Below are 24,108 nucleotides of genomic sequence, written 5' to 3'. Positions count from 1 at the left end.
TGCGAGGGTGGGGGACATGGACGTCATCGTGGTGGGAGCGGGTTCGGCCGGTTCGGTGGTCGCCAGGAGACTGGCCGACTCCGGGGCGTGGGTCACCCTGCTCGAAGCGGGCGGGCCGGACACGAATCCGGCCATTCACGATCCTTCGCGGGCCGGTGAGCTGTGGCACGGGCCCGAGGACTGGGACTACTACACCGTGCCGCAGCCGCACGCGGCGAACCGGCGGCTGCATCTGCCGCGCGGCAAGGTGCTCGGCGGGTCGCATTCGCTCAACGCGATGATCTGGGTGCGCGGCGCCCCGGCCGACTACGACGGCTGGGACCTGCCCGGCTGGCGCTGGGACGACGTCCGGCCGGTGTTCGAACGGATCGAGAAGGATCTCCTCGACGTCGTGCCGAACGAGCCACTGCATCCGATCCAGCAGTCTATTGTGGACGCGGCGATGGAGATCGGACTGCCGTTCAACCCGGACTACAACGGGGACGAGCTCGACGGCGTGTCCGTGCAGCGGGTCACCACCCGCGACGGCAAACGCCTCAACACCTGGCTCGCCTACGGACAGCCCGCCGCCGAACGGATGACCGTCCACACGGGAGCGCTCGTCCACCGGTTGCTCTTCGAGGGCGACAAGGCGACCGGAGTGCTGGCCGAGGTCGACGGCGAGCTGCGCAAGGTCTTCGCCGACGAGGTCGTGCTCGCCGCCGGCGCGCTCGCGTCACCGGCGATCCTGCTGCGCAGCGGCGTCGGCCCGGTCGACGAACTGGAGGTGCACGGAATCGACGTCGTCGCCGAGCTGCCGGGCGTCGGGAAGAACCTGCACGACCACTTGCTCTCGCCGGTCATCTTCGCGACCGATCGCCGTCAGGTCGACCCACCCGCTCCCGGCCGTTCGGTCACGCAGACGCATCTGTTCTGGCGCAGCCGCCCCGGCCTGCCGGTGCCCGACACCCAGCCGATCCACTTCAGCGTGCCGATGTACGAGTCGTGGATGACCGGTCCGGAGACCGGGTTCTCGCTGATGGCGGGCATGGTCACGCCGCGCAGCCGGGGCAGTCTCCGGCTTTCGGGGCCGAGCCCGCTCGACGAGCCGCTGATCGATCTCGCCGCGCTGGAGGATCCGGCCGACTTCGAGAGCCTGGTCGCGTCGGTCGAGCAGTGCCGGGAGATCGGCCGCGCGTCCGCGCTGGCGGAGGAATGGGGCGCCCGCGAGCTGTATCCGGGGCCGGAGGCCGATGTCCGCGAGTACGTCCGCCGGACCGCGATCACCTACCACCACCAGGTCGGGACCTGCCGGATGGGCACCGACGCGGACTCGGTGGTCGACCCGGAGCTGGCCGTGCACGGGCTGAGCGGGCTCCGGATCGCCGACGCGTCGGTGCTGCCGCGGGTGACCACGGGCAACACCAACGCGCCGGCGGTACTGGTCGGCGAACAGGCCGCCAGGTTCATGCTCGGCCGATAGTGCGGCGAAGCCAGGAGGCCCGGGCGGCGAGCGCGGCCCGGGTCACCTCGCTGTCCGGGGCGATCCGGTCGAAACCGTGGTACGCGCCCGCCCAGACGTGCAGTTCGGTGGGCACACCGGCCTGCCAGAGCCGCCGCGCGTAGTCGACGTCCTCGTCACGGAAGATCTCGGCCGCGCCGACCTCGATGAAGGCGGGCGGAAGTCCGGTGAGGTCTTCCGCGGTGGCGGGGACCGCGTATGGCGACGTCTGTCCTTTGAGGAGTGACCGCCAGCCGAACTCGTTGGCCTCGCGTCCCCACACGCCGCGTTCCGCGAATTCCACTGTGGACGCCGAGTCGTTGCGGCTGTCGATCATCGGGCACAGCAGGAGCTGCCCGGCCAGCGCCGGTCCGCCGCGATCTCTGGCCAGCAGGGCGATTCCGGCGCTGAGCCCGCCTCCCGCGCTGCCACCGCCGACGATCAGCCGCCCGGGATCGAAGCCGAGTTCGGCCGCGTACTCGGCCATCCAGGTCAGGCCCGCGTAGCAGTCTTCGATCGGCGCCGGATGCGGATGCTCGGGCGCGAGCCGGTAGTCCACGGTCACCGCGACGAAGCCGAATTCCTCGACCAGCGCGACCATCCGGGGCAGGTCGGCGAACCGGTCGTCCAGCACCATGCCGCCGCCGTGGATGTTGTAGAACCCTGGCGCGTTCCGGGCATCGCGCGGTTTGACGACGGTGACGACGACGTCCGTGCCGGGCACCTGGTGGTCCTCCCAGACGAGATCCCGGTCGCCGATCGCCTCGGCGCAGGTCAGGTTGCCCTCGGCCATCGCCTGGCGGATGCCCGCCAGTGAATCGGCGCTCAACGGCGGCCCGGTGGGCAGACCGTCGAGGGCTCCGGCGAGCTCGGGATCGAAGACCGTCACGGTCCCTCCGGATCGACGACGCCGCGGTCGGCCCAGTACGGCTCGACCAGTTCACGGAGCTGCGCCGCACCGACACGCTCGACGAGGTCGACGGCGCCGAGGTTGTCCTTGAGCTGCTCGGTGCTCGTCGCGCCGAAGAGGGTGGTCGTATTGGCCGGGTGGGTGAGGGTGAAGGCGAGACACAGCTGCGCCGGCGTCGCGTCCAGGTCGCCTGCGATCTTCGCCAGCGCCGGGGCGGAGGCGGCGATGCGTTCGCGGATGTCGCCGGGGTCGCGGCCCACCTGACGCGCCCCGCTGTTCTTGCCCAGCAGGATCCCGCCCTCGAAGATGTCCGAAGACTGGAGTGTGACGCCGAGTTCGCCGAAGACCTTCGCGAACGGTTCACCGTCCGGAATGGACCGTCGCGCGACGCTGTACTTCAGCTGCGCTATGGCGGGGCCGGGTACGTTCTCGGCCGCGGCGAAATCGTGCAAGGCCCGGATCGTGGTGGCGGACCAGTTGTTGACGCCCCAGTGCCGGATGAGCCCGGCCTCGCGGAGTTCGTTCAGATCCAGCACGAGCCGGTGCAGGTCGGTGTCGTCGCGCCGGAGATCGCCCAGTACGACGAGATCGGCGTGCTCGACGCCCGCGCGGAACAACGCGTTGTCCAGCTGGTCGCGGAGGTTGTGCTCGGGGTATCCCTCCAGCCAGAGCTTGGCCGAAAGCAGGTAGTCCTCGCGGCGGAGGCCCGCGGCGCGGACCATCGCGGAGAACAGCACGTCGGTGAAGACCGGTGTGGCGCCGGGGAATCCGTAGACGCCGACGTCGAAGAGCGTGATGCCGGAATCGACCGCGGTGCGGACGAGGTCGACCGCCTCGCGGAAGTCCATCCGGTCGTAGGTGTGCCAGGAGCCGAGCGAGAGGACGCCGGTGAGCGGGCCGTCGCGGCCGATGCGACGCTGGGGAATGGTCATTCGGGTCTCCTAGGGGAGGCGGGGATCGATGACGGCTTTGAGTTCGCCGAGCCGCGACATCGACTCGACACGTTGGGAGGCTTCGGAAAGACCGACCGGTTCGCTGAACAGTTCGTCCCATGGCAGCCGATCGGCGAAGGTGCGGAAGAAGTCCACCGAGCGGTGGTAGTCGGCGATGTCGCCGTTGAGCGAACCGACGACCGTGAGTTCCTTGCCCATCACCGTGCCCAGCGCCACGGGGGAGGGTGCGGGGCCGGTGGAGCCGACGATCGCGATCGTGCCGCGCTGGGCGGCGAAGGCGACGGCCTCCTCGCCGATGGTCGGCCCGCCCGCGAAGTCGAAGACGTGATCGGCGCCCCGGCCGTCGGTGAGTTCCTTGACCCGTTCGATGCGGTCTTCGACGGTGCCGTCGACCGGGATCGTCGCCGTCGCCCCGAAACACTCGGCGGTCTTCAACCGGTCGCCGGGCCCGCCGATGGTGATCACGTCGCCCGCGCCGGAGATCCGCGCGACCGCGGTGGCGAACACGCCCAGCGCGCCCGCGCCCTGGACCACGACCGTCGCACCGGGACGGATCCCGCCGGCGCGGGAGACGGCGCGCAGCACGGTTTTGCCCGCACAGCCCGACATCGACGCCCAGGTGTCCTTGACGTCGCCGGGAAGCAGGAGTTTGGCCGCACCGGGAGTCACGTAGCAGTACCGCACGAGCCCGCCGGTGGCGTACGGGAAGACGTCGGAGCGCTGGAGGAATCCGTAGCCGCGCTTCTCGCAGGCGACCGGTTCGCGCAAGATCGTGCAGCCGTAACACTTTCCGCAGGTCGACTCGGACCAGCCGATGCGGTCGCCCTCGGCGATCGCGCGGCCGAGGGTGTCGGTGGTACCTGGTCCGACGGCCACCACCTCGCCGACCATTTCGTGTCCCAGCACCATCGGGAGCATGCCGGGGAAGGTCATCTGGCCGGACCAGAGGTGCACGTCGGTGCCGCACAGCGTGGTGCAGGTGATCCGGACCAGCGCGGCACCCGGTTCCGGCTCCTCGGGCAGCGGTAGTTCCCGCAAGGTGAGCGCGGAGCCGTGTTCGGTGAGCACCGCCGCTTCGGTTCTGTTGACCATCTTTTTAGTCTACAGTCGTAGGAGAAAAAGTCCAGATCCTGGAGGAAACCATGCCGTCGCAACGTATTCGTCCCGCTTCGCTCGTGGTTCGCGGCGGTCCTGTGCTCACCTTCGACCCGGCGGGCACCGTCGTGCGGGCGATGGCCGTGCGAGGAGACCGGATCGTCGCCCTCGGTGACGTCGCGCTGGACCACATCGGTCCGGACACCGACGTGATCGACCTCGCGGGGAGAACCGTTCTGCCCGGGATCAACGATGCGCACCTGCACGCGACCTGGCTCGGCGCGCGCTGGCCGGACACGCTCATCGGCGGCGCCGGATTCACCGGGGGAGAAGAGAAAACGGTGCGGACCGCGGCCGAACGGCGGGCCGCCATCCTGCGTGCGGGTGAGCTGTGCGCGTCACTGGGCATCACGAGCTACACCGAACCCGGTCTGGGGCCCGGCGAGACGGGCTGTTTCGGCGCCGAAGTGCTGGAGGAGTACGCGGCGCTGGCCGAGGAAGGCCTGCTGCGCGCGAGGGTGACGGCGCTGCGGTTGTTCGGCCTGCTCGACGGCGCCAGCTCGCTGGACGATTTCGAGCGAGGGCTGGCGACCCCGTCACCGGCCGCGAATCCGTTGTGGCTCACCGTGCCCGGGGTGAAGATCTTCGCCGACGGCATCCCGCCGATGCGCTCCGCGTGGACACATCATTGCTACGCCGACGGTTCACACGGCGCGCTCCTCGTCGACGGTGACGACGATCCGGGCCGCGCAGGCAATCTGGCCGCGATGATCCGGCTCGCCCATGACGCCGGGATGACGGTCGCCGTGCATGCCACGGGGGATCGCAGCATCGAGGCCGCGCTCGGGTCGCTTCGCCGCGGCGATCATCTGGTGCACGGCGATCTGGTGACCCCGGATCAGCTGGCGCGGATGGCTTCGGCGGGGGTGGGCCTGACCACGCAGCCCGCGATCGCGGTGGCGATGCGGGGAATGCTCACGGACGCGCTCGGTGCCGAGGTCGGCGCCCGCGCCTGGCCGCTGGCGGAAATGCTCGCGTCGGGTGTTCCGCTGACGTTGAGCAGTGACGCGCCCGTGGTGACCCCCGACTGGCGGGTGCACATCGCGGCGGCGGCCGGGATGCTGGCCGCGTCCGAAGTGGACGCCGGGCTGATGGCCCGGTTGCTGCGCTGCTACACGGTCGCGGCCGCCGAACAGGACGGCGCGGCGGACTGGAAGGGATCGCTGACCGTCGGCCGTGTCGCGGACTTCTGCGTGCTGGCGGCGAATCCGCTCGAGGTCGCGTTCGCGGACCTGCCGGACGTCGGTGTGGAACTCACCGTGTCCGGCGGCCGCGTCGTGTACTCAGGTGAGCAGCTGCCCGCCGTCGACCTGGAGGCTCACCCCGGTGAGATGGCCGGCGTCGGCGGAGGCGAGGAACAGGACTGACGGCACCACGTCGGCGACGGAAGCGATGGTTCCCAAGGGAATCCTCGCTTCCCACGCCGCGCGGGCGGCGGTGTCGGCGGCGAATCCGGCGGTCATCGGCGTCAGCACCGGTCCGGGGGCGACGGCGTTGACCCGGATGCCGTGCGGCGCCAGTTCGAGCGCGGCCGAGCGGGTGAGCGCCTCGACGGCGGCCTTGGTGGCCTCGTAGTGGCCGAGCCCCGGGGTCGGCTGCCGGGCACCGATGGAGGTGATGTTGACGATGGTGCCACGAGTGCCCGTCTCGACCATTTGCGCGCCGACCGCGCGGGTCATCAGGAAGGTGCCGCGGAAGTTCACCCGCATGCACAGATCGAAGACGCCGATGTCCAGTCCCACCAACGGTCCGCCACCGCCGGCGAGACCGGCGTTGTTGACCAGGACCTCGACCGGGCCGAAGCGATCGGTGACGAGCGTCAGCGCCGCGTCGACCGATCCGGGATCGGAGATGTCGAGTTCGACGTGCTCCGCGCCGAGTTCGGCGGCGAGGTCGTGGGCCGCCCGGGTGTCGACGTCGGCGATGACCACGCGGTCGCCCGCGGACTGGAAGGCTTCGGCGACTCCGCGGCCGATGCCACTGGCACCGCCGGTCACCACTACAAGTCTCTTGTTCATTCTACGATCGTAGACTAAAACTTGTTTCCGTTGCCAGCGAAAGGAAAACTCGTGGACGAGAAGCGGAACGGACTGGGCTTCGCCACTTCGGCGCTGAGCCTGGGATCGTGGAACACGTGGGACCGCATGGACTTCGACGACGCGGTACGCCTGATCCGGCACGCCGTCGATTCCGGGGTCACGCTGTTCGACGTGGCCCACTACGACATGGGGCCGCACGCCGAACAGTCGCGCACGGATCTCCTGTTCGGCGAGGCTGTCCGCGCCGCCGGAATCCAGCGTGACGAGTACCAGCTGTGCGGCAAACTCTGGCTGTGGGACTACCCGAACACCGGTTTCGCCGAGCAGCTCACCACTTCGTTCGACCGCGTCGGTGTCGAGCGCGCGGAAGCCGTCGTGGTCGGCGACTACTTCGAGCGGCCCGACATTCCACGCATCGTCACCGAGGTGGCCGAACAGATCCGCCTCGGCCGCTTCGACGTCTGGGGCGTGAACAACTGGCGTGCCGCGGATCTCGACCTGGCGCTGGAATTCGCCGCGAGTGAAGGGCTTCCGGCGCCTCGTTTCGCTCAGCTGAAGTACAGCATCGCGCGTCGGTCGATGGCCGAAGGTTCCTTCTACGGCAAGCATTTTTCGGCCGGAACCTTGACGTTGCAGGCGTCGGACGTGTTCGAGGGCGGTGTGTTGCTCGGGAGGACCCCGGAGCGGAAGATCGGCGCGGATCCGGGTGAGATCCGAGAGTCGATCCGCGCCGCCGCCGCGCGTGTCGCCGCTGTCGCCGGGGACTTCGGGGTGAGCTCGTCGCAGCTGGCTCTCGCGTTCTGTCTCGCGTATGAGCCGGTGGTGAACGTGTTGTTCGGGGTGAGCCGGATGGCCCAGCTGGACGACAACCTGGGTGCTGTCGCGTTGGCCGCTTCTCGTGGTGCGGAGGTGCGGTCGGCTCTGGAGGATCTTTGGCTGGACCGCTCGGTCGCCGCCGATGGGACGTTCTGATCTCCCGGTGGTGTGTCGCGAGCCGGGCGCGAACGCTATGAAAGGTCCTTTCCTTGCAAAATTTGCAAGGAAAGGACCTTTCATAGCATCGGTCGGTTCGGGGGAAGTGTTGCGAAAGCCACTTTCGCAACCTTCAACGTTGCGGAAGCCACTTTCGCAACGCGGCGGAGCCGCAATCCTCAGCCGAGGAAATCGAGCACGGCCGCCTTGAACTCGCCGCTCCGCAAAGCACCGCCGTGATCCCCGGGCACCCGCACGAGATCCGCGCCCGGCACCAGGTCCACCAGAGTCTCGATGCCCTGGCTCACCGGATCCTCCACCCCCGCCACGAACCGGGTGGGCACGGACACCGCTCCGGCGACCGGCGCGAAAGGCTCGGCGCGCAGATCCTCGATGCACCGCGCGAGCGCCGCGGGATTCCGCCCCGGCGCGGTGATCATATGCGCGATCATCCCGGTCAGCGGATCCGACGGAGCCTTGCCGCCACCGGCGAAGGCCAGTGCGGCCGCCACATCGACGGCGCCGAACGGTTCGAACGGGCTCACCCCGGCGAGTACGAGCCGCCGCACCGGAGCCTGGGCGGGCAGCTCCCAGGACAGCCGCGCGCCCAGCGAGTACCCGACGACGTCCACTTCGGACAGATCGGCGACGAGCCGCGCCAGTTCCGCGGTGATCGCGACGGCACCGAGCGAACCCGAGGGCGCCGGGCTGGAGCCGTGCGCGGGAAGGTCCGGTATCACCACCTCCCGGCCCGCGGCGGTGAGCGCGGCGGGCCATCCGGTGGTGATCCAGTCGGTGTGCCCGTCGGAGGCGAATCCGTGCACCAGGAGCACCGGCGGCCCCGAGACGGTTTCGGGGGCGAATCGGCGCACGGCCAAGGAAGTAGTGGCAGACAACGGGATCCTTTCTCAGCTGCCGGAGGGACGGCGGGTGCGCAGGCGCTGCATCTCGCTCAGCGTCCGCGCGCGGGCGTCGACGGCGATCCGCAGCGACGATCCGATGAGGTTCAGCAGGAAGACGCACACCATGATCGTCACGCCGGGCACGATCACCAGCCAGGGCGCCTGCACCAGGTACGACCGGCCTTCGGCGATCATGTTGCCCCAGGTCGGGGTCGGGGGAGCGATGCCGAGACCGAGGAAGCTCATCGCCCCGTCGACCAGCATCGCCGCGGCGGACAGGATCACCACCTGCACCAGCGCGAGCGGCAGCACGTTCGGGAACACGTGCACGACGAGGATCTTCCAGCGGCTCATCCCCGAAACCCGCGCCGCGCCGATGTAGGCACGGCCGGCGATGCCGAGCACGCGGCTGCGGATCACGCGGGCGGTGAACGGCGTGAAGATCACTGTCAGCGCGATCAGCTCGGTCCAGATGCTCGCGCCGAGCGAGATCGCCAGCGCCATCGCGAGGATGATCGCCGGGAACGACATCCAGGCGTCCATCACCCGCATCAGCACCGCGTCGGCCGCCCGGAAGAACCCGCTGATCAGCCCGATCACCAGGCCGGTGAAGGCCGCGCACAGGGTGATCAGGGCGGACAGCCCGAGCGACGCCCGCCCGCCGGAGACCAGGCGGGCGAGCACGTCGCGGCCGAACGAGTCCGTGCCGAGGGGATGCGTGGCCGACGGTGGCAGCAGCCGGTTCACCGGGTCGGTCGCGCTGACGCTCGGCAGGAAGAACGGCAGCACGATCACGGCAAGGACGATCATCGCCAGGATGGCGGTGGTGATCACCAGCATCCTGTTGCGCCGGAACACCTTGGCCGCGCGGCCGGACGACGGCTTCTCGCGCACCGGCGACGTCTTTTCCACGAGAGCGACGCTCACGAGACACGCACCTTCGGGTCGAGCAGCGCGTACGACAGGTCCACCAGCAGGTTGACCAGCACGAACAGCACCGCGACGAACAGCGTCACACCCTGGATCAGCGGGAAGTCGCGGGTGGACACCGCGCCCATCAGCAGATGGCCGAGCCCCGGCACGACGAAGATGGACTCGATGATCACGATGCCGCCGACCAGCATGGCGAAGTTGCTGCCCAGCTGGGTGATCAGCGGCATCAGCGCGTTCGGCAGGACATGTTTGGTCATCACCTGCCGCTCCGACAGTCCCTTGACCCGCGCGGTGCGCAGATACGCCAGCGGCAGTTCGCCGAGCAGGCTTTCCCGCAGGGTGAGCACGAACAACGCGGTCTGCCCGATGACCAGCACGGTCAGCGGCAGCACCAGCGCGGGCACCGCCGTCGCCGGGGCGGTGAACAGGTTCTCGTAGCCGCTGGAGGGGAACCAGCGCAGTGTCACCGAGAAGACGAGCACGAGCATCAGCGAGATCCAGAAGTCCGGCATCGCCATGCCGAGCGCGGACAGCCGGTCCAGCGCCCGCGCCACCGGGTTGCGCGGCGACACCGCCTGCCACGAGGTGATCGCGACCGAGAGGAAGAAGCTGATCACCGTCGAGAGCACGGCCAGCGTCAGCGTCGGCAGGATGTGGTCGGCGACCACGCCGAGCACCGGGGCGTGATAGGTGATCGACGTGCCGAAGTCGCCGTGCAGGACATTCCCGGCCCAGCTGAAGTACTGCTCCCAGAGTGTCCCGTTCAGCCCCATGCTCTCCCGCAGGGCGTCCACATCGGACGGTCGTGCGGTCGGGCCGAGGATGGCCTGTGCCGGGTCGCCGGGGATCAGCCGGATGACGAAGAACATCATCGTCCCGACGATCACCAGGATGATCACCAGATCGCGCAGTCTGCGCAGCAGCAGACCGGTCATGACGCCAGCCAGGTGTTCCAGAAGACGCGGTAGAAGTCGCCGTAACCCTTGAGCTTGGGGGAGTAGGCCGCGTACAGCCTGGACTGGCTCAGGGTGATCACCGAAAGCTGCTTCCAGGTGAACGCCTGCAGCTTGTCCACCACCGCCTTCGCCTGCTCAGGGGTGGTCGAAGCGTTGAACTCCGCCATGAGCCCGTCCAGCTCGGGCGAGGTCGAACCGTTCAGCGTGCCCAGGGTGAGCGCGGGCATCTGCGCGGGCGAGGTCAGCGCCGAGTCGAAGAACAGCGTGGTGATGTCCCAGCCGCCCGGCTCCTTGGTCAGCGTGCCGAGCATGGTGGCGAAGTCGAAGGTGTCGATCTTGGTGTTGATGCCGATCTTCGACAGGCTGTCCTGGATCAGCACGGCCCACTTGCCGAATTCCGGGTACGAGTTCGTGGTGACGATGCGGATGGTCGCGCCGGCGGTGATCCCCGCCGCGGCCAGCAGCTGCTTCGCCTTCTCCGGGTCGTGCGCCTTGTAGACCTCTTCGCCCGCGGTGGAATAGAACTGCTTGTTGTCCGGCGAGGCGAAGGCGCCGGTCTCGACGGTGAGGTCCTTGCTGCCGCCGGTGGCCGCGTTGATCGCGGGCTTGTCCAGCAGGAGGTTCAGCGCCTCGCGGGCACGGGGGTCGGCGAACTTCGAACCGGTGTTGAAGTTCGGGATCACCACGTTGTCGTTGCCGCCGGGCAGGTTGTGCACGACCACGGCCGGGTTGTTGCGCAGCGGCTCGTACTGGTCGTTCGTGGGCATGATGTGGTCCCACTGGCCGGTCTGCAGGCCGTTGATCAGCGCGTCCTGGTCGGAGACCACCTTGTAGGTCACGGTGTCGAGGTACGCGTGCTTGGCGCCCGCCTGCCCGCCCCAGTCCTCTTCGGACCGCGACTTGTAGCCGGTGTATCGCTCCAGCACCAGTTCACGGCCGATGTCCCAGCTCTTCAGCTTGTACGGGCCGGTCCCGATCGCCTTGTCCTGGGCGAACCCGGTCGGTGCGACACCGGTGAGGTTCTTCGCCTCATAGATCTCCGTGCCCGCGCCGGCGAGTTCGTTGATCAGCGGGTATCGCGGCTGCTTGAGCTTGATGGTCACCGTCGCCGGGTCGGTCGGCGTGATCGCCTCGATGTCCGGCGTGACCAGCTGACCGGTGCGGTGCACCTGCTGCCACCGCTTCAGGCTCGCCACGACGTCCTCGGACGTCAGCGGGTTGCCGTCGTGGAAGGTGACGCCCTGGCGCAGCTTGAAGGTGTAGGTGAGCCTGTCCGGGCTGGTGGTGTAGTCCTCGACCAGCATGGGCCGGGAGGTGAAACTCCGGTCCACCTCGAACAGCTTCTCGTACATCATATTGCCGATATGCGCGGTCACCTGGCCGGGGTTCGCGACCATGTCGAGGGACTGCGGGTCGGTGGGCACGGCCACGTTGAGGTTGCCGCCGGGCTTCGGGGGCCCGTCGGCGGCGCCACCGCCCGCCTGCCCTCCCATGCACGAGCCGATCAGCAGGACGGTCGCCAGGCCGAGGGCGGCCGAGGTCAGGGTTCGTCTCATGGGTTCCGCACTCCAGTGTGGGGGTGGGCGGGCAGTTCGGGATTCGCCGCGAGGAGACGGCGGGTGTACTCGTGCCTGGCGTGGAGCCGGATCTCGTCCGGTTCGCCGATTTCGATCAGTTCGCCCCGGTACATCACGCCGACCCGGTCGGCGACCGACAGCACCAGGCTGAGGTTGTGCGTGATGAACAGGAAGCTGAGCGCGCGGGTGCGCCGCAGGTCCAGCAACAGGTTCATCACCTGGCCCTGCACCGAGACGTCGAGCGCGGAGGTGGGCTCGTCGGCGACGATGAGGTCGGGTTCGGCCGCGATCGCGCGGGCGATCGAGACGCGCTGCCGTTGTCCGCCGGAGAGCTGCGACGGCAGCTTCTTCGCGGTGTCGGAGGGAAGCCCGACCTCGTCGATCAGTTCGGTGACGCGGCGGTCGAGTTCCGCGCCGCGGAGGCCGGTGAGCTCCCGCAGCGGCTCGGCGATGATCCTGGCGGCGGTGTGCCGGGGATCGAGCGAGCTCTGCGGATCCTGGAAGATGAGCTGCGCGCGGCGGCGGAACGCGCGCTCGTCTCCTTCGAGACCGGACGGCGTGCACCTGTGCTCACCGAAGGCGATGGTGCCCTCAGTCGGGGTTTCCAGCGCGCTCACCAGACGGCCGAGCGTGGTCTTGCCCGAACCGGATTCCCCGACCAGGCCGAAGAACTCGCCCGGCGCGATCTCCAGCGAGACGTCCTTGACCGCGTGCACCTCGGGTTCACGGCTCAGCGAGAACCGGCCGCGTCGTCCGTACACTTTGGACACCGAGTCGATGACGAGCGCGGTGCCCTCGTCCGTCTCCCTGGACTTCGGGCGGCTCAAGGACCTGGTCTCGGTCGCGACCGCCGATTCGCCGTTCATCGCGGCTTCGAGCAGTGCCTCGGAGATGGTGGGGAAGCCGTCGCGTCTGCTCACGCCGAGCTGCGGGACGCAGTCGAGCAACGCCTTGGTGTAGGGATGCTTCGGCGAATGCAGGATGTCCTCTGTGGACCCGAGCTCGACCAGTTCACCCCGGTACATCACCGCGATCCGGTCCGCGACCTGCGCGGCCACGCCCATGTCGTGCGTGATGAAGACGCACGCGGTGCCGTGGTCACGGCGGACGCGGTCGAACAGGGTGAGGATCTCCGCCTGCGTGGTCACGTCCAGCGCCGTGGTCGGCTCGTCGGCGATCAGCAGGCTCGGGTCGGCCATCAGGGCGAGCGCGATCATCACGCGCTGCTGCATCCCGCCCGACATCTGGTGCGGGTACAGGGAAAGCACGCGGTCGGTGTCGGTGAGGCCGACCTCCTTCAAGAGGCCTCGGGCCTTCGCCTCGGCCTCGCGGTGCAACGGCGTTCCCTTGCGCGCGGCTTGACGCGGCAGGGAGCCGGGCCTCCGGTAGGCCTCGATCAGCTGCTTGCCGACCCGTTGACTGGGGTTGAGCGAATCCAATGCCTCCTGGAAGATCATGCCGATCCGCGGGCCCCGGTACGCGCGCATCTCGTCGGCGGACAGCCGCGTGAGATCGACGCCGTCGACGCTGATCTCGCCGCGGGTGAACACCGGCGCGACGAACTCCAGCAACCGGATGATCGACAAGGCCGTCACCGTTTTACCGCTGCCGGATTCGCCGACCACGCAGAGTGTCCGGCCTTGGTCGAGGTCGAACGAAAGTTCGCGGACCAGTTCGCGTTCGGTTTCGTCGGCGATCACGCCGACGGTGAGTTCTCGTAATTCGAGCAGGGTCATGAATCCCCTTTCCCGAGCCCGCCCGGAGCGGACCGCACTGCCGGGGAACGGACCTCCGGCGGGGGTAGTTCTACGCATGTTGACACTGGGGGAGTGCGCTGTCAATGGGTATATTCTACGAATGTAGGAAGTTGATATCCGGCAGGTTTTTCCTGGTGGTGGGCGAAAACTTGCACTGGATTCTTTTGTCTACGCCTGTAGACTCTCGGCGGAAACGAGCTAAGGAGGGCACCCGTGAGCGGGTCGACCAAGACTGCCGGTCCCGAGCGGATCGTGGACATCGCCGTGGGGTACATGGCGGCCAAGCAACTCTTCGCGGCGAGCCGGATCGGCCTGTTCACCGCGCTCGCCGTCGGGCCGCTGACGGCCGCGGAACTGGCGGAGAAGACCGGCAAACCGGAGAAGATCACCCGCATCCTCGGTGACGCCATGTCATCACTCGGTCTGCTGTCCCGTGTGGACGGACGCTACGCGCTGGCCGCCGATGCCGCGGAGTACCTCAGCGGCGGGGACCTCGACCTGGCGCCGTTCCTCACGTTCCTGGACTCGATCAGCTACCCGCATTGGCTGCAGTTCGGCCACACGGCCGACAGCGGAGAGCCGGGCAAACTGGAGATGGACGACGCGCGGTGGGGCACGTTCATGGCGGGCGTCATGACGTACAACGCCCTGCACGCCAAGATGCTGGCCGGCGCGTACGATTTCGGCTCCCATCGCAAGGCGCTGGACCTCGGTGGTCTGTCGAGCGCGTTCGCCGTCGAAGCCATGAAGACCAACGACGAACTCCACACGACGTTCGTCTTCGATCCGGGCTTCACCGAGTCGGTCACCACCGCGGCGGCCGAGGCCGGGCTCGCGGATCGCGCGACCGTCATCGGCGCGGAGACGCCCACCGCGCGGCCCGAGGGCGAGTTCGACCTGGTGATGGTCAACCACGTCGTCCACCGTTTCGACGCCGAGCAGAACGCCGGGATCCTGCGCAACGCCCGCGCCGCCGCCGCGCCGGGGGCGACGTTGCTGCTGCTCGACTTCTTCCTCGACGACGACGCCGTCCAGCGGCCGATCGACGCGCTGCACGCGGGGGAGTACCTGGTGATCGACGGGACGGTCGTCTATCCGGAGGCCGAAGTCCGTGGCTGGCTGGACGAGGCCGGCTGGCGGGTCACCGACCGGCTCGCGTTGCCGGGCAGTCCGCGGGTGCTCGTCGCGGAAGCGGTGTGACCGTGACCCTCGATCCCGCGGTCAAGGAACTGCTGGCCCGTAGCGCTCCGGAGGAGGCGCCGGCCGGGCCCATGACGGCTCCCGAGTTGCGCGCCGCCTTCGCCGCTTCGTGGCGACGCCCCGATTCGGTCGAAGAGGTCGCTTCGGTGGCCGACCACGTGCTGCCTTCCGGTGTACGGGTGCGGATCTATCTGCCGGACGCCCCGGCGCCGGTGCCCGCGTTCGTCTGGATCCATGGTGGCGGGTGGACGATCGGCTCGATCGACGAGAACGAGGTCGCGTCGCGCGCGGTGTGCAACGCGGCCGGGGTCGCCGTCGTCGCGGTCGACTACCGGCTCGCGCCCGAGCACCCGTATCCGGCGGCCCCGGACGACTGCTACGCCGTCGTCGAGTGGCTCGCCGCGGGCGGTGCCGGTCCTTCGGTGGACGGGGCGCGGATCGCGATCGGCGGCGAAAGCGCGGGCGGCAACCTGTCGACGGTGGTGTCGATGATGTCCCGCGACCGGGGCGGGCCGGCGTTGGCCGCGCAGGTGCTGATCTGCCCGGTCTTCGGGCATCCGGACGACGGGTTCCGGTCCTATGTGGACTTCGCCGAGGGGTTCGGCATGACCGCGGGGGCGATGCGGTTCTTCTTCGAGCAGTACGTGTCGGATCCGGCGCAGCTGAACGATCCGTACCTGCTGCCGTTGCGGGCCGACGACCTGACCGGGCTCCCGCCGGCGTTGGTGCTCACGGCGGAGTACGACGTCCTGCGGGACGAAGGGGAGGAGTTCGCGCGGCGCCTGACCGATGCCGGGACCCAGGTGGAGATGACGCGGTATTCGGGCCAGATCCACGGTTTCTACGGTCTCTACACGGATCTTCCCGCGTCGCCGCGCTCGCACCGGCACGTGGCGAGCTTCCTGACCCGGACCTTCGACCCCCGCGTTTAGTCCTCTGAATGCGGTCCATCAGCGGCCAAGACGGTGGCAGGAAGCCGATCTCGCGTGCTTGAACACCGCACACCCGTGCTTGGAGACCGAACTCGCGTGATCAGAGGCGGATCTCGCGTGTGCGGTCTTCAAGCACGCGAGATCCGCCTCCAAGCACGCGAGTCACGCCTGGCAGGGTCGGCGAACAGGCCAGGCCACGCAGTGAAGGGCGCTTTCCCCGCATCACATGCGGGGAAAGCGCCCTTCACTGCGTGAGATGTGGGGAAAGCGTCCGTCAGGGGCGGGTCAGGCGCGCGAAGAACGACTCCAGGTGTTGCCGCTGCAGGGCGATCGTCGAGAACTCCCCGGCGACCAGGCTCATCACGTTCGCCCCGGCGTTGATCAGCACGACCTCGTCGACGAGCTGCTCGTCGGGCGTTTCGGTGACGATGTCGCCGTCCTCCCGGCCCTCGGTGAGATACCGGTGCAGCAGGCCCCGCCACGAGCGGATGTGCTCGAGGTACTTGTCCTGCAGTTTCGGGTTGGTCAGCGACAGCTGCCAGAAGGTGAGCAGGACGCGCCCCGCGGCGATGCGGTCCTCGTCGATGGGCATCGACGAGACGCACAGCTCGCGGAGCGCGGTCAGCCCGCGCAATTCGTCCAGCTCCACGTACTCGCGCATCATGCCGAGCGCGCGTTCGTAGGTGGCCTGGATGATGTCTTCCTTGCTCGGGAAGTACAGCTTGAGCGCGCCGTTGGCGAAGCCGGCGGCCGCCGCGATCTCGCGCATGGTGGCGGCCTCGATCCCGCCCTGGGTGATCAAATCCCAGGTGACGTCGACGATATGGCTGCGCCGCTCGTCGTGGTCGATGATCTTCGGCATCGGCAGACCTCCCGCACTGGTTCTTCTACCAGTGTAGGAGATCAGGCCTCGTGATACACGCGGTGCCCGGCGAACCACGTTTGCGTCACCTTTGTCTTGACGAGCGCCGACGGATCGGTCTTGAACGGATCGCGGTCCAGTACGACGAAATCCGCCGACTTCCCGGGGACCAGCGACCCGGTGACGTCGCCCAGCCCCATCGCTCGGGCGGCGGCCAACGTGAAGACCTCGATCGCCTCGGCGAGGGTGATCGCCTGCTCGGGCCACAGTGCGCCGGGGAACATGCCGGTCGGATCCTGACGCGTGACCAGGCCGTGGATGCCTTCCCACGCGTTCGGCGACTCGCTGACCGGCCAGTCCGAACCGCCCGCCACCAGCGCGCCCTCGTCCAGCAACGACCGGTTCGGCTGCATCCGCCCGGCACGCTCGCCGGGCAGCACCTCGGCGATCGCCGCCGGGATGACGCCGGGGACCCACAGGAACGGCGAGATGTCCGCGGCGACGCCCAGCGCGGCGAAGCGCGGGAGATCGTCGGGGTGGACGAACTGGCCGTGCGCGACCTGGAATCGCGCGTCGGCGAAGCCCTCGGCACGCACCTTCTCGACGGCGTCGAGCGTCGCGCGCACCGACGCGTCCCCGGTGCAATGCACCTTCGCCGAGAGCCCCGCCGCTGCCGCCGTGCGCAGCCAGCCCACGAGTTCGTCACCCGGCATGGTGGTGGCGCCGTGGTGACAGGCTCCGTGCGCGGCGTCCGGCAGGTACGGCTCCAGGAAGGCCGCGGTCCGCGTCGGCGGGACCCCGTCGAGGAAGATCTTCACGAAGTCCGGCCGGTGGTGCTCGCTTCGGTACTGCCCGGCGACCTCCAGCAGCGGTGCCCCGATCGGGTCGAAACCGAAGATCGGGTCGTTGATCAGCAGCGACGAGACGACCCACGCGTGCAGTTCGCCCGCGTCGTCGAGCGACTTCAGCGCCCGCAGGATGTCCGCGGAGACCCCGGCGTCTTGGAACGCGGTGACCCCGTACGAATGCAGCGTGCCGATCCCGTGCCGCGAGGCCGCCACATGCTGCTCCGCGGTGAGCGTCCGGGTCTCGCTGAGCGCCCGCTCGACGGCGACGCCCGCCGCTTCGAGCAGGACGCCGACGGGTTCGCCGGTGGCCGGATCGCGGACGATCTCCCCACCCGCCGGATCGGGTGTCGCGGCAGTGACCCCCGCGAGCTCCAAGGCCCGGCTGCTCACCCAGCGGTTGTGCCTGCTGTCGTCCGAAAGCATGACCGGACGCCCGCCGGCGGCCTCGTCGAGCGCGTGCCGGGCCGAAGTCCGCGACAGCGTGCCGACCAGGGTGGACGCCCAGGCGCCGCCGACCACCCACTCGTCGGGCCCGAGCCCCGCGGCGCGCGACCGGACCGCGGCGAGGATGTCGTCCAGGCCCGCGTCGAGGCCGAAGTTCAGCTCGAACAGCGCCGCGCGCCCGGCCAGGGCGTGATGGTTGTGCACGTCGACCAGGCCGGGCATCACGAACGCGCCGTCGAGGTCGACGACCTCGGTGCTCGGCCCGCGTTCGATGTCCTCCAGCGACAGCACCTTGCCGTCCTTGATCGCCAATGACGACGCCCAGGGGCGGTGACCGTCCACTGTGTACACCGTGGCGTTGGTGAGGACGATGTCGGCGGTCAAGGCTCAGCTCCCGGCCGGGTCGTACGCCTCGGGGTGCACGGTGGTGCTCAGCAGCTTGCCGTGCGCGCCGAAGGTGAAATGGGTGGGAGTGCTCCCGCTGGCGTCCAGTCCGAAAAGGACACCATGCGAGCGCAGCCGCTTCGCGTCCCGGTGGTCGGCGACGGTCACCGACGCGCACGGGATCACCTTCTCCCGCCAAGCGAAGACGTAGATGCCCGGCCGCAGCTCGTAGACCGAGTTCTCGTCGGTGTCCGCGAGCCCCCGCTCCGGTCCGGCGAGGCACTGCCACGTGTACCAGTGCGGGCTGAGGTACACGTGCTCGTACGCGTGCTCGGTGCTGTACACCCACAGCACCCGGCGTCCGACCAGCGACGTGGTCGGGGCGAGCGGCTCCCCGGCAGGCTCGACGCCGCCGATCGTGGCGGCCACGAAGGACTGCGTGACACGGGGTGAGGTGTCGCCGATCTTGCTCAGTACCAGCAGCGCCCGGCCGCGGCGCAGGTCGAGCAGCAGGGTGAACGCCTCCTCCTGCCGTGCCCGCGGGTGGAACTGGACGTAGTACAGATCGTCGTCGACCAGGAACGTCTCGCAGCGATCGGTGCCCTTGCCGTGGTAGGCCCAGTCGATCCGGGTGCCGGAGAAGGCGGCGGTGAACGTGGTGCCGTCTTCGCAGGCGAGTTCGAACGAGCGGCCGTGGAGGTCGCCGACAGTGGGCGCCTTGTTCGCGTCGAAGCCGGGGGCGAGTCCGTCCAGCGGCAGCCAGGTGGACGTGTCGGACAGGGTCAGTTCGGGCATTGAAAGAGTCCTAGTGCTCGTGGGCGGAACAGTGCTCGGCGGAGGCGCCGGAAGGCAGGTCGAGGGCCGGATTTCGGTCCAGGAAGCCATAGGGGCGCAACGAGAAACCGGAGTAGTCGACCGGCATGACCGGCCAGTCCTCCGGACGTGGGATGTGGGTCGGACCGAATACGTGCCACAGCACGAGATCGGTGTCGGTGAGGTCGCGGTCGGCGGCGGTCCAGGCGGGCAGCCCCGCGCCGCCCGGATGCGCGTTCGGGCGGTCGCCCGCCGGGAAGCGTTCATCGGCGCGGTACGGCGTCGCCCACAGGTGACGGGTGGCGAACGTCGCCCGCTGGTGGACGGTCGATTCCGGCTGCGCCATCAAGGTCGCTGAGGGCCGCGGCACGAGCTGGTACGCCGTGGGGGAGCCGAGGCGGTTGGTCCGCTCCGCGCTGCGGATCTCCCACACGCGTGCCTTGGCCGGATCCGCGAACCGCTGCGCTTCCCGCTCGGTCCGCAGCGGGGTTTCCTTCCAGGTGAACGCGTTCCCGTACGGGTTCTGTTCGCCCATGGGGACCCGTTCGACGTCGACCTCGACGAGCGAGTTGCGTTCGCCGTCGATCGCCACGTCGAGCCGCGCGCAGAACAGGTGCTGGTGCACCGGCGCGAAGAGGCCCGGCGCGATCTCGTTGGCGTGCGGGTGATCCGTGCCGGGATGTGCGGCGCCGGCGAACACGATGCCGGTGGCCTTCGCCTCCAGTTCCACGGTGCCGTCGAGGTAGAGGTACCAGAAGAAGCCGTAGTCGTAGTTGCCGATGGTGGAGATCGACGAGATCACCAGCCGCCGTGAGCGGCGGACCTCGGCGCGGCCGTCGAGATCCGTGTGCTTCCAGAGGATCCCGTAGTCCTCCTCGTGCATGCAGATCGCGCGCGGGATCTCGACCGGGTGGCCGTGGTCGTCGGCGACGAACGCGGGGAAGTAGTGGATGACGCCGAGGCAGTCGCAGCCCAGCCGCAGGTCGTTGCCGTTCTTGCCGAGCAGGTATTCGCCCGCGTCGAAGTAGCTGATCCAGAACCGGCCGGGGGCGGTGTCGCCGTAGGGCACCACCATCTCCGGTACCGACGCGCGGTGCAGCACCGACCGGTCCTGGAAGCCGATTTCGTGCAGCGTCAAGCCTTCGCGGGCGTTGAAGCCGACGCGGAGTTTCCAGCCCTCCCAGGTGACCTCGTTGCCGTCGACGGTGAAGCTCGGACCCTCCGGCTGGGTGATCTCGATCGGCTTGAGCGTGGTCCTGGCCGGGTCGTCGCCGTAGCGGCCGTGCTCCGGCGGCACGGGCACGTCGCCCTCGTCCTCCACCCGGATGACGTGCTGCTCGGTCAGGTCGATGTGGGCGATCAGGCCCTCGACCGGATGCGCCCACGGGCTGTCGGACGCGTCGTCGCGCAGGAACGTCAGCGTGCGGATGACCCGGCCGGTCTCGTCCGGCCTGCCGAAGAACCCGGGCGCCAGTGGAGCGCAGAAGGCGTGCTCGACCCGGTCGGCGAGCCCGCGTCGCTCCATGGCGGCCTGCCATTCCGGCGACGCCTTGGTGATCGACGCGGCGAGGTCGTATTCCTCGAACAGATACGCGGGCTGGCCGGGGCCGCATTCCTCGGTGGAGATCAGTTCGTGTTTCTCCAGCGAGACGACCACGTCGCGCGCCTCGCCGGTCGCGGTGTCCAGCAGCGTGTACCGGACGCGGCGATCGGGGGCGGCGTCGCCCTTCTCGGGCTCCACCGGCAGCACGGCCGGGAACCGTGTGGTGGCGGTGAGCAGGCCTTCGGCGGCCAGGATCGCTCGGCCTTCGGCGAGTTCGTCGGCGGTCAGCGGGTCGAGTGGATGCGGCCTGGTCATACTTCGCAGTCTTGCCGGTCCGTCCGCGGCTGGAAAGACCGTCATGCGGCTGCCGACAAGAAGGATGCACTGACGGCCAAGCTCCGTGAAAGGTCCGGACCGGAGGATGACGTCATGGGACTGGATCTCGCGGGCAAGGCCGTGCTGGTGACCGGCGCGGCATCCGGTATCGGCCTTGCCTGCGTCCAGGCCTTCCTCGCCGAGGGCGCGCGGGTCGGCGCCCTCGACCGGGCACCCGTGCCCACCCTGGCCGACGGTCTCCTGGCGGTGCAGGCCGACGTGACCGACGAGCCGTCGGTGGCCGCCGCGATCGACACCGTGACGAGCCGCTTCGGCGGGCTCGACGTCGTCGTCGGCTGTGCGGGGATCTCCGGTCCGGTCGGGACGCCGGTCACGGAAACCTCCTCGGCGGACTTCGCCGCGCTCTTGGCGGTCAACGTCACCGGCCAGTTCCTGCTGGTCAAACACGCCGCGCCCTGGCTCACCGCGTCGGGTGGCTCGGTCGTGCTGCTGGCCAGCGACTCGGCGTTCACCAGCGCGCCCGGCATGGTCCCGTACTGCGCGTCGAAAGGGGCCGTGGTCGCGATGACCAGGGCGCTGGCGGTCGATCTCCCCGGCGTCCGGGTGAACTGCGTCTGCCCGTCGGTGGTCGACACCCCGATGGCGCGCGGCGATCTCGGCGAGGTGCTCGACGATCCCGCGTTCCCGGTGCAGGCGCCGGAAGAAGTCGCCTGGCAGGTGCTCCATCTCGCGTCCGCGCGTTCGCGGGCGGTCAACGGCCAGGCCGTGCTCGCCGACTTCGGCGTCTCGGCCCGCTCCGGTTTTCCCGCTTAGAAAGGACTCCGCAAGTGAAGAAGGTTGTCGCGATCACGGGTGGCGGTACCGGAATCGGCGCCGCGGTGGCCCGCCGGTACGCCGACGAGGGCGCCCAGGTGGTGGTGCTCGGACGGCGGCTCGAGCCGCTGGAGAAGGTCGCCGCCGAAACCGGCGCGCACGTCGTCTCGTGCGACGCCAGCGATCGCGAAGCCGCCGAGAACGCCGTGGCGGAGATCGTCGGCAAGTTCGGCAGGCTGGACGTCGTGGTGGCCAACGCCGGCGGCCACGGGCTGTCCTCGGTGGTCGACACCGGTGACGAGGAATGGGAACTGGCGCTGCGCTCGAACCTGTCGAGCGCCTTCGTGTTCTGCCGCGCCACGCTGCCGTCGCTGATCGAAACCGGCGGCCAGGTCGTCGTCGTGTCGTCGCTGGCCGGACTGTTCGCCGGGCCGAACGTCGCCGGCTACACCGTCGCGAAGCACGCGCTGATCGGGCTGACGCGTTCGATCGCCCGTGACTACGGGCCGAAGGGCGTCCGCGCGAACGCGGTCTGCCCCGGCTGGGTGCGCACGCCGATGGCGGACGGCGAGATGGACCAGTTCGCGGAGGCCGCGGGCTTCGACGGCGGCCACGCCGAGGGCTACCGGCGCGTCACCGCCGAGGTGCCGCTGCGCCGCCCCGCCGAACCGGAGGAGATCGCGTCGATCGTGCGATTCCTGGGGTCTTCGGAGTCGTCGTACATCACCGGCGCGGTGATCGTGGCGGACGGTGGCGCGCATGCGGTGGATCTGCCGACGCTGGCTTTCGAACGGGCGGGGATGGGTTCTTAGCGCTTTCAGGATTTCGCTGGAGACAGCGCTGTTCGCTACAGATTCGCCTTCCTGTGGGGTGCCCGGTTGATCGAGGCGGGAGGCGAGGTGAATCGCTCGTGCCTCGTCACCCGGTCGGCGGTTTCGAGGTCGGTGTCAGAGGGTCAGAGTGGCCCTTGGTTGGTGGTAACCAACGATCGAGGGGGATCGGGGATTTCTCACCGTCATGGATAGTGTGCGGCCGCGGAATTCGCGTGCCCCGATTCATTCTGGACACCTATCGAGATGGGGAACTCGTGGTAAACAGACGTGTCAGCGCGCTTTCGGCAGTCGGACTGATGCTGATGACGTCGGGTTTCGGCGCCGTGTCGGCGCACGCGGACAGCGCGCCGCAATGCACGGCGACGGATCATTGCTACTCTGTCGGGGTCATCGGATCCCAAGCGGAACCCTTGTGGATGAACGCGGTCGGCGCGGATCTCGGAGTCGGATGCCTGCATGTCGACGATCGGGACAACGAGTTCGCGAATTGGGAGATGTGGATCCTCACGAACCTCAACGACCCGAAACTGGACACCTGGGTGGAAGCGGGAATGACCGCGGGAACACTCCACGCTTCACCCGGGCAGGAGAAAGGGTTTCTCTGGTACTGGGCGGACTCGCGCCCCGGGTCGCCCTACCGTGAGAGTTATATCAAGCCCGCACGCACGAATGAATTCGAGAATGTGACGTTCAAATGGGTTCCCGGCAGCGGCGACTGGGAAATTCACCAGGACGGCGACCAGGTCGCGGTGTCCGCGGGTAACGGGGCGTATGGTGGGCGAGCGGACAACGGACTGGAGGTGACCACGGCGGGCGCTCGGATTGCCGGTGCTTCGACGAACTTTCAATACCAGGATACCGGCAATGTGTGGCACACCGCTCCCACGTACATCGAGAACGACCGGCCCGACCTCTTTTTCGGCTATACGAACGGGAAGAATGTCGTCGCCGGAACACACAAGCCGTGCTTGGACGAAGTGGGCCCGATGACCGAGAACGACGAGGCGACGCCACCGACGCCGGCCGGCCTGTTGGCGGCGGCCAAGAAGCTGGCGAGCCTGAACGGCGAGCCCAACCCAGGGAACATCGAGTACGTCCAGACCGGCAGGCAGGCTCTCGCCAGTTTGGACGGTAGCCGGACGACCTCCGACGACCCGGCCTATCTCATTCAGATGACCGGAGAGTTCGTCGGGCATGCCGCGAAGGTCCCCCGGGGCAGCAAAGCGCCCAGGGGCAACGTGTTGACGTTGACGATCGACGCGAAGACCGGACGGACATTGGGTTGGGCCATAGCACTGGCACCGCACGATCTGTCCCGGCTCGGGACGGTGTCGGCACTGCGATAGTGCGGCAAAGGATCCGTTGCGCGTGAAGGCGCGTGGGGAGGGTGATCGCCCGGTACCGGATGTCATGAAAGGGTCGTTCAGGACGAAATGTGTCCTGAACGCCCCTTTCATGACATCCGG

21 protein-coding genes are annotated in these 24,108 nt (G+C 68.8%); 8 read left to right on the top strand and 13 right to left on the bottom strand.

Going from position 1 to position 24,108, the window contains the following annotated elements; translation table 11 throughout:
- Nucleotides 1-16: 16 nt before the first annotated feature.
- Nucleotides 17-1,462: a GMC family oxidoreductase gene (locus AJAP_RS21025; RefSeq protein ID WP_038514400.1), complete on the top strand. Its 1,446-nt coding sequence runs from the start codon at nucleotides 17-19 to the stop codon at nucleotides 1,460-1,462.
- On the opposite strand, the gene AJAP_RS21020 is transcribed toward AJAP_RS21025, so the two are convergent.
- From AJAP_RS21020 to AJAP_RS21010, 3 genes are read right to left on the bottom strand one after another with little or no spacing between them, the layout of a single operon-like run.
- Nucleotides 1,446-2,369: an alpha/beta hydrolase gene (locus tag AJAP_RS21020; protein WP_038514398.1), complete on the bottom strand. Its 924-nt coding sequence runs from the start codon at nucleotides 2,367-2,369 to the stop codon at nucleotides 1,446-1,448. The two genes, AJAP_RS21025 and AJAP_RS21020, sit on opposite strands and share 17 nt — an antisense overlap.
- Nucleotides 2,366-3,322, bottom strand: a complete 957-nt coding sequence (locus AJAP_RS21015) for an aldo/keto reductase (RefSeq protein WP_038514396.1) — start codon at nucleotides 3,320-3,322, stop codon at nucleotides 2,366-2,368. The genes AJAP_RS21020 and AJAP_RS21015 overlap by 4 nt, the downstream gene beginning before the upstream one ends.
- 9 nt (nucleotides 3,323-3,331) lie before the next feature.
- Nucleotides 3,332-4,435, bottom strand: a complete 1,104-nt coding sequence (locus tag AJAP_RS21010; protein WP_038514393.1) for a zinc-binding dehydrogenase — start codon at nucleotides 4,433-4,435, stop codon at nucleotides 3,332-3,334.
- 50 nt (nucleotides 4,436-4,485) lie between these two features.
- Here AJAP_RS21010 and AJAP_RS21005 point away from each other — a divergent pair, with 50 nt between their 5' ends.
- Complete coding sequence (locus AJAP_RS21005; RefSeq protein WP_174492033.1) at nucleotides 4,486-5,865, top strand: amidohydrolase; 1,380 nt, start codon at nucleotides 4,486-4,488, stop codon at nucleotides 5,863-5,865.
- On the opposite strand, the gene AJAP_RS21000 is transcribed toward AJAP_RS21005, so the two are convergent.
- Entirely contained in the window at nucleotides 5,782-6,498 is a 717-nt protein-coding gene (locus AJAP_RS21000; protein WP_084098260.1) for an SDR family NAD(P)-dependent oxidoreductase, read from the bottom strand. The two genes, AJAP_RS21005 and AJAP_RS21000, sit on opposite strands and share 84 nt — an antisense overlap.
- Before the next feature lie 69 nt (nucleotides 6,499-6,567).
- On the opposite strand from AJAP_RS21000, the gene AJAP_RS20995 reads away from it, so the two are divergent.
- On the top strand, nucleotides 6,568-7,509 hold the full coding sequence (locus tag AJAP_RS20995; RefSeq protein ID WP_038514385.1) for an aldo/keto reductase: 942 nt from the start codon (nucleotides 6,568-6,570) through the stop codon (nucleotides 7,507-7,509).
- Nucleotides 7,510-7,688: 179 nt separating this feature from the next.
- Here AJAP_RS20995 and AJAP_RS20990 read toward each other — a convergent pair whose 3' ends face one another.
- From AJAP_RS20990 to AJAP_RS20970, 5 genes are read right to left on the bottom strand one after another with little or no spacing between them, the layout of a single operon-like run.
- Entirely contained in the window at nucleotides 7,689-8,381 is a 693-nt protein-coding gene (locus AJAP_RS20990) for an alpha/beta fold hydrolase (RefSeq protein ID WP_038514383.1), read from the bottom strand.
- Nucleotides 8,382-8,417: 36 nt separating this feature from the next.
- Entirely contained in the window at nucleotides 8,418-9,338 is a 921-nt protein-coding gene (locus AJAP_RS20985; protein ID WP_038514380.1) for an ABC transporter permease, read from the bottom strand.
- A complete protein-coding gene (locus tag AJAP_RS20980) occupies nucleotides 9,335-10,279 on the bottom strand; it encodes an ABC transporter permease (RefSeq protein ID WP_038514378.1) in 945 nt (314 codons plus the stop codon). The genes AJAP_RS20985 and AJAP_RS20980 overlap by 4 nt, the downstream gene beginning before the upstream one ends.
- Entirely contained in the window at nucleotides 10,276-11,856 is a 1,581-nt protein-coding gene (locus AJAP_RS20975) for an ABC transporter substrate-binding protein (RefSeq protein WP_038514375.1), read from the bottom strand. The genes AJAP_RS20980 and AJAP_RS20975 overlap by 4 nt, the downstream gene beginning before the upstream one ends.
- Nucleotides 11,853-13,613 carry a dipeptide ABC transporter ATP-binding protein gene (locus AJAP_RS20970; RefSeq protein ID WP_038514372.1) on the bottom strand — a complete coding sequence of 587 codons (1,761 nt, stop codon included), beginning with the start codon at nucleotides 13,611-13,613 and terminating at the stop codon, nucleotides 11,853-11,855. Before AJAP_RS20970 ends, AJAP_RS20975 begins: the two co-directional genes overlap by 4 nt.
- Nucleotides 13,614-13,847: 234 nt before the next feature.
- Between AJAP_RS20970 and AJAP_RS20965 the strand changes: the two genes are divergently transcribed.
- On the top strand, nucleotides 13,848-14,834 hold the full coding sequence (locus AJAP_RS20965) for a methyltransferase family protein (RefSeq protein ID WP_038514369.1): 987 nt from the start codon (nucleotides 13,848-13,850) through the stop codon (nucleotides 14,832-14,834).
- Nucleotides 14,831-15,766, top strand: coding sequence for an alpha/beta hydrolase (locus AJAP_RS20960; protein ID WP_038514366.1), 936 nt, complete (start codon nucleotides 14,831-14,833; stop codon nucleotides 15,764-15,766). Before AJAP_RS20965 ends, AJAP_RS20960 begins: the two co-directional genes overlap by 4 nt.
- A gap of 274 nt (nucleotides 15,767-16,040) precedes the next feature.
- On the opposite strand, the gene AJAP_RS20955 is transcribed toward AJAP_RS20960, so the two are convergent.
- Genes AJAP_RS20955 through AJAP_RS20940 form a run of 4 tightly spaced genes read right to left on the bottom strand, consistent with a single transcriptional unit; the run spans nucleotide 16,041 to nucleotide 20,975 of the window.
- Nucleotides 16,041-16,628 carry a TetR/AcrR family transcriptional regulator gene (locus AJAP_RS20955; RefSeq protein ID WP_016333932.1) on the bottom strand — a complete coding sequence of 196 codons (588 nt, stop codon included), beginning with the start codon at nucleotides 16,626-16,628 and terminating at the stop codon, nucleotides 16,041-16,043.
- 41 nt (nucleotides 16,629-16,669) lie between these two features.
- On the bottom strand, nucleotides 16,670-18,304 hold the full coding sequence (locus AJAP_RS20950; RefSeq protein ID WP_038514361.1) for an amidohydrolase: 1,635 nt from the start codon (nucleotides 18,302-18,304) through the stop codon (nucleotides 16,670-16,672).
- A gap of 3 nt (nucleotides 18,305-18,307) precedes the next feature.
- Complete coding sequence (locus AJAP_RS20945) at nucleotides 18,308-19,099, bottom strand: molybdenum cofactor biosynthesis F family protein (protein ID WP_038514359.1); 792 nt, start codon at nucleotides 19,097-19,099, stop codon at nucleotides 18,308-18,310.
- Between the two features lie 10 nt (nucleotides 19,100-19,109).
- Nucleotides 19,110-20,975 (bottom strand): primary-amine oxidase, encoded by a 1,866-nt coding sequence (locus tag AJAP_RS20940; RefSeq protein ID WP_038514355.1) that lies wholly within the window; start codon nucleotides 20,973-20,975, stop codon nucleotides 19,110-19,112.
- A 114-nt stretch (nucleotides 20,976-21,089) separates the two neighbouring features.
- On the opposite strand from AJAP_RS20940, the gene AJAP_RS20935 reads away from it, so the two are divergent.
- The 3 genes from AJAP_RS20935 (at nucleotide 21,090) to AJAP_RS20925 (ending at nucleotide 23,988) form a co-directional block, all read left to right on the top strand.
- Nucleotides 21,090-21,809, top strand: coding sequence for an SDR family NAD(P)-dependent oxidoreductase (locus AJAP_RS20935; protein ID WP_038514352.1), 720 nt, complete (start codon nucleotides 21,090-21,092; stop codon nucleotides 21,807-21,809).
- A gap of 14 nt (nucleotides 21,810-21,823) precedes the next feature.
- Nucleotides 21,824-22,621 (top strand): SDR family NAD(P)-dependent oxidoreductase, encoded by a 798-nt coding sequence (locus tag AJAP_RS20930; protein ID WP_038514349.1) that lies wholly within the window; start codon nucleotides 21,824-21,826, stop codon nucleotides 22,619-22,621.
- A 317-nt stretch (nucleotides 22,622-22,938) separates the two neighbouring features.
- Nucleotides 22,939-23,988, top strand: coding sequence for a hypothetical protein (locus tag AJAP_RS20925; RefSeq protein ID WP_038514346.1), 1,050 nt, complete (start codon nucleotides 22,939-22,941; stop codon nucleotides 23,986-23,988).
- Nucleotides 23,989-24,108 lie beyond the last annotated feature (120 nt).

It is taken from the genome of Amycolatopsis japonica (assembly GCF_000732925.1).
Classification (GTDB): Bacteria; Actinomycetota; Actinomycetes; order Mycobacteriales; family Pseudonocardiaceae; genus Amycolatopsis; species Amycolatopsis japonica.
Note: the sequence above shows the minus strand (reverse complement) of the source record. Positions and strands in the feature narration are given on the sequence as shown.

Coding starts and splice junctions, on each gene's coding strand:
- AJAP_RS20935 (WP_038514352.1), top strand. CDS start 21,090: ATGGGACTGGATCTCGCGGGCAAGGCCGTGCTGGTGACCGGCGCGGCA.
- AJAP_RS20975 (WP_038514375.1), bottom strand. CDS start 11,856: ATGAGACGAACCCTGACCTCGGCCGCCCTCGGCCTGGCGACCGTCCTG.
- AJAP_RS20955 (WP_016333932.1), bottom strand. CDS start 16,628: ATGCCGAAGATCATCGACCACGACGAGCGGCGCAGCCATATCGTCGAC.
- AJAP_RS21010 (WP_038514393.1), bottom strand. CDS start 4,435: ATGGTCAACAGAACCGAAGCGGCGGTGCTCACCGAACACGGCTCCGCG.
- AJAP_RS20970 (WP_038514372.1), bottom strand. CDS start 13,613: ATGACCCTGCTCGAATTACGAGAACTCACCGTCGGCGTGATCGCCGAC.
- AJAP_RS21005 (WP_174492033.1), top strand. CDS start 4,486: ATGCCGTCGCAACGTATTCGTCCCGCTTCGCTCGTGGTTCGCGGCGGT.
- AJAP_RS21025 (WP_038514400.1), top strand. CDS start 17: ATGGACGTCATCGTGGTGGGAGCGGGTTCGGCCGGTTCGGTGGTCGCC.
- AJAP_RS20940 (WP_038514355.1), bottom strand. CDS start 20,975: ATGACCAGGCCGCATCCACTCGACCCGCTGACCGCCGACGAACTCGCC.
- AJAP_RS20945 (WP_038514359.1), bottom strand. CDS start 19,099: ATGCCCGAACTGACCCTGTCCGACACGTCCACCTGGCTGCCGCTGGAC.
- AJAP_RS20925 (WP_038514346.1), top strand. CDS start 22,939: ATGCTGATGACGTCGGGTTTCGGCGCCGTGTCGGCGCACGCGGACAGC.
- AJAP_RS20980 (WP_038514378.1), bottom strand. CDS start 10,279: ATGACCGGTCTGCTGCTGCGCAGACTGCGCGATCTGGTGATCATCCTG.
- AJAP_RS21015 (WP_038514396.1), bottom strand. CDS start 3,322: ATGACCATTCCCCAGCGTCGCATCGGCCGCGACGGCCCGCTCACCGGC.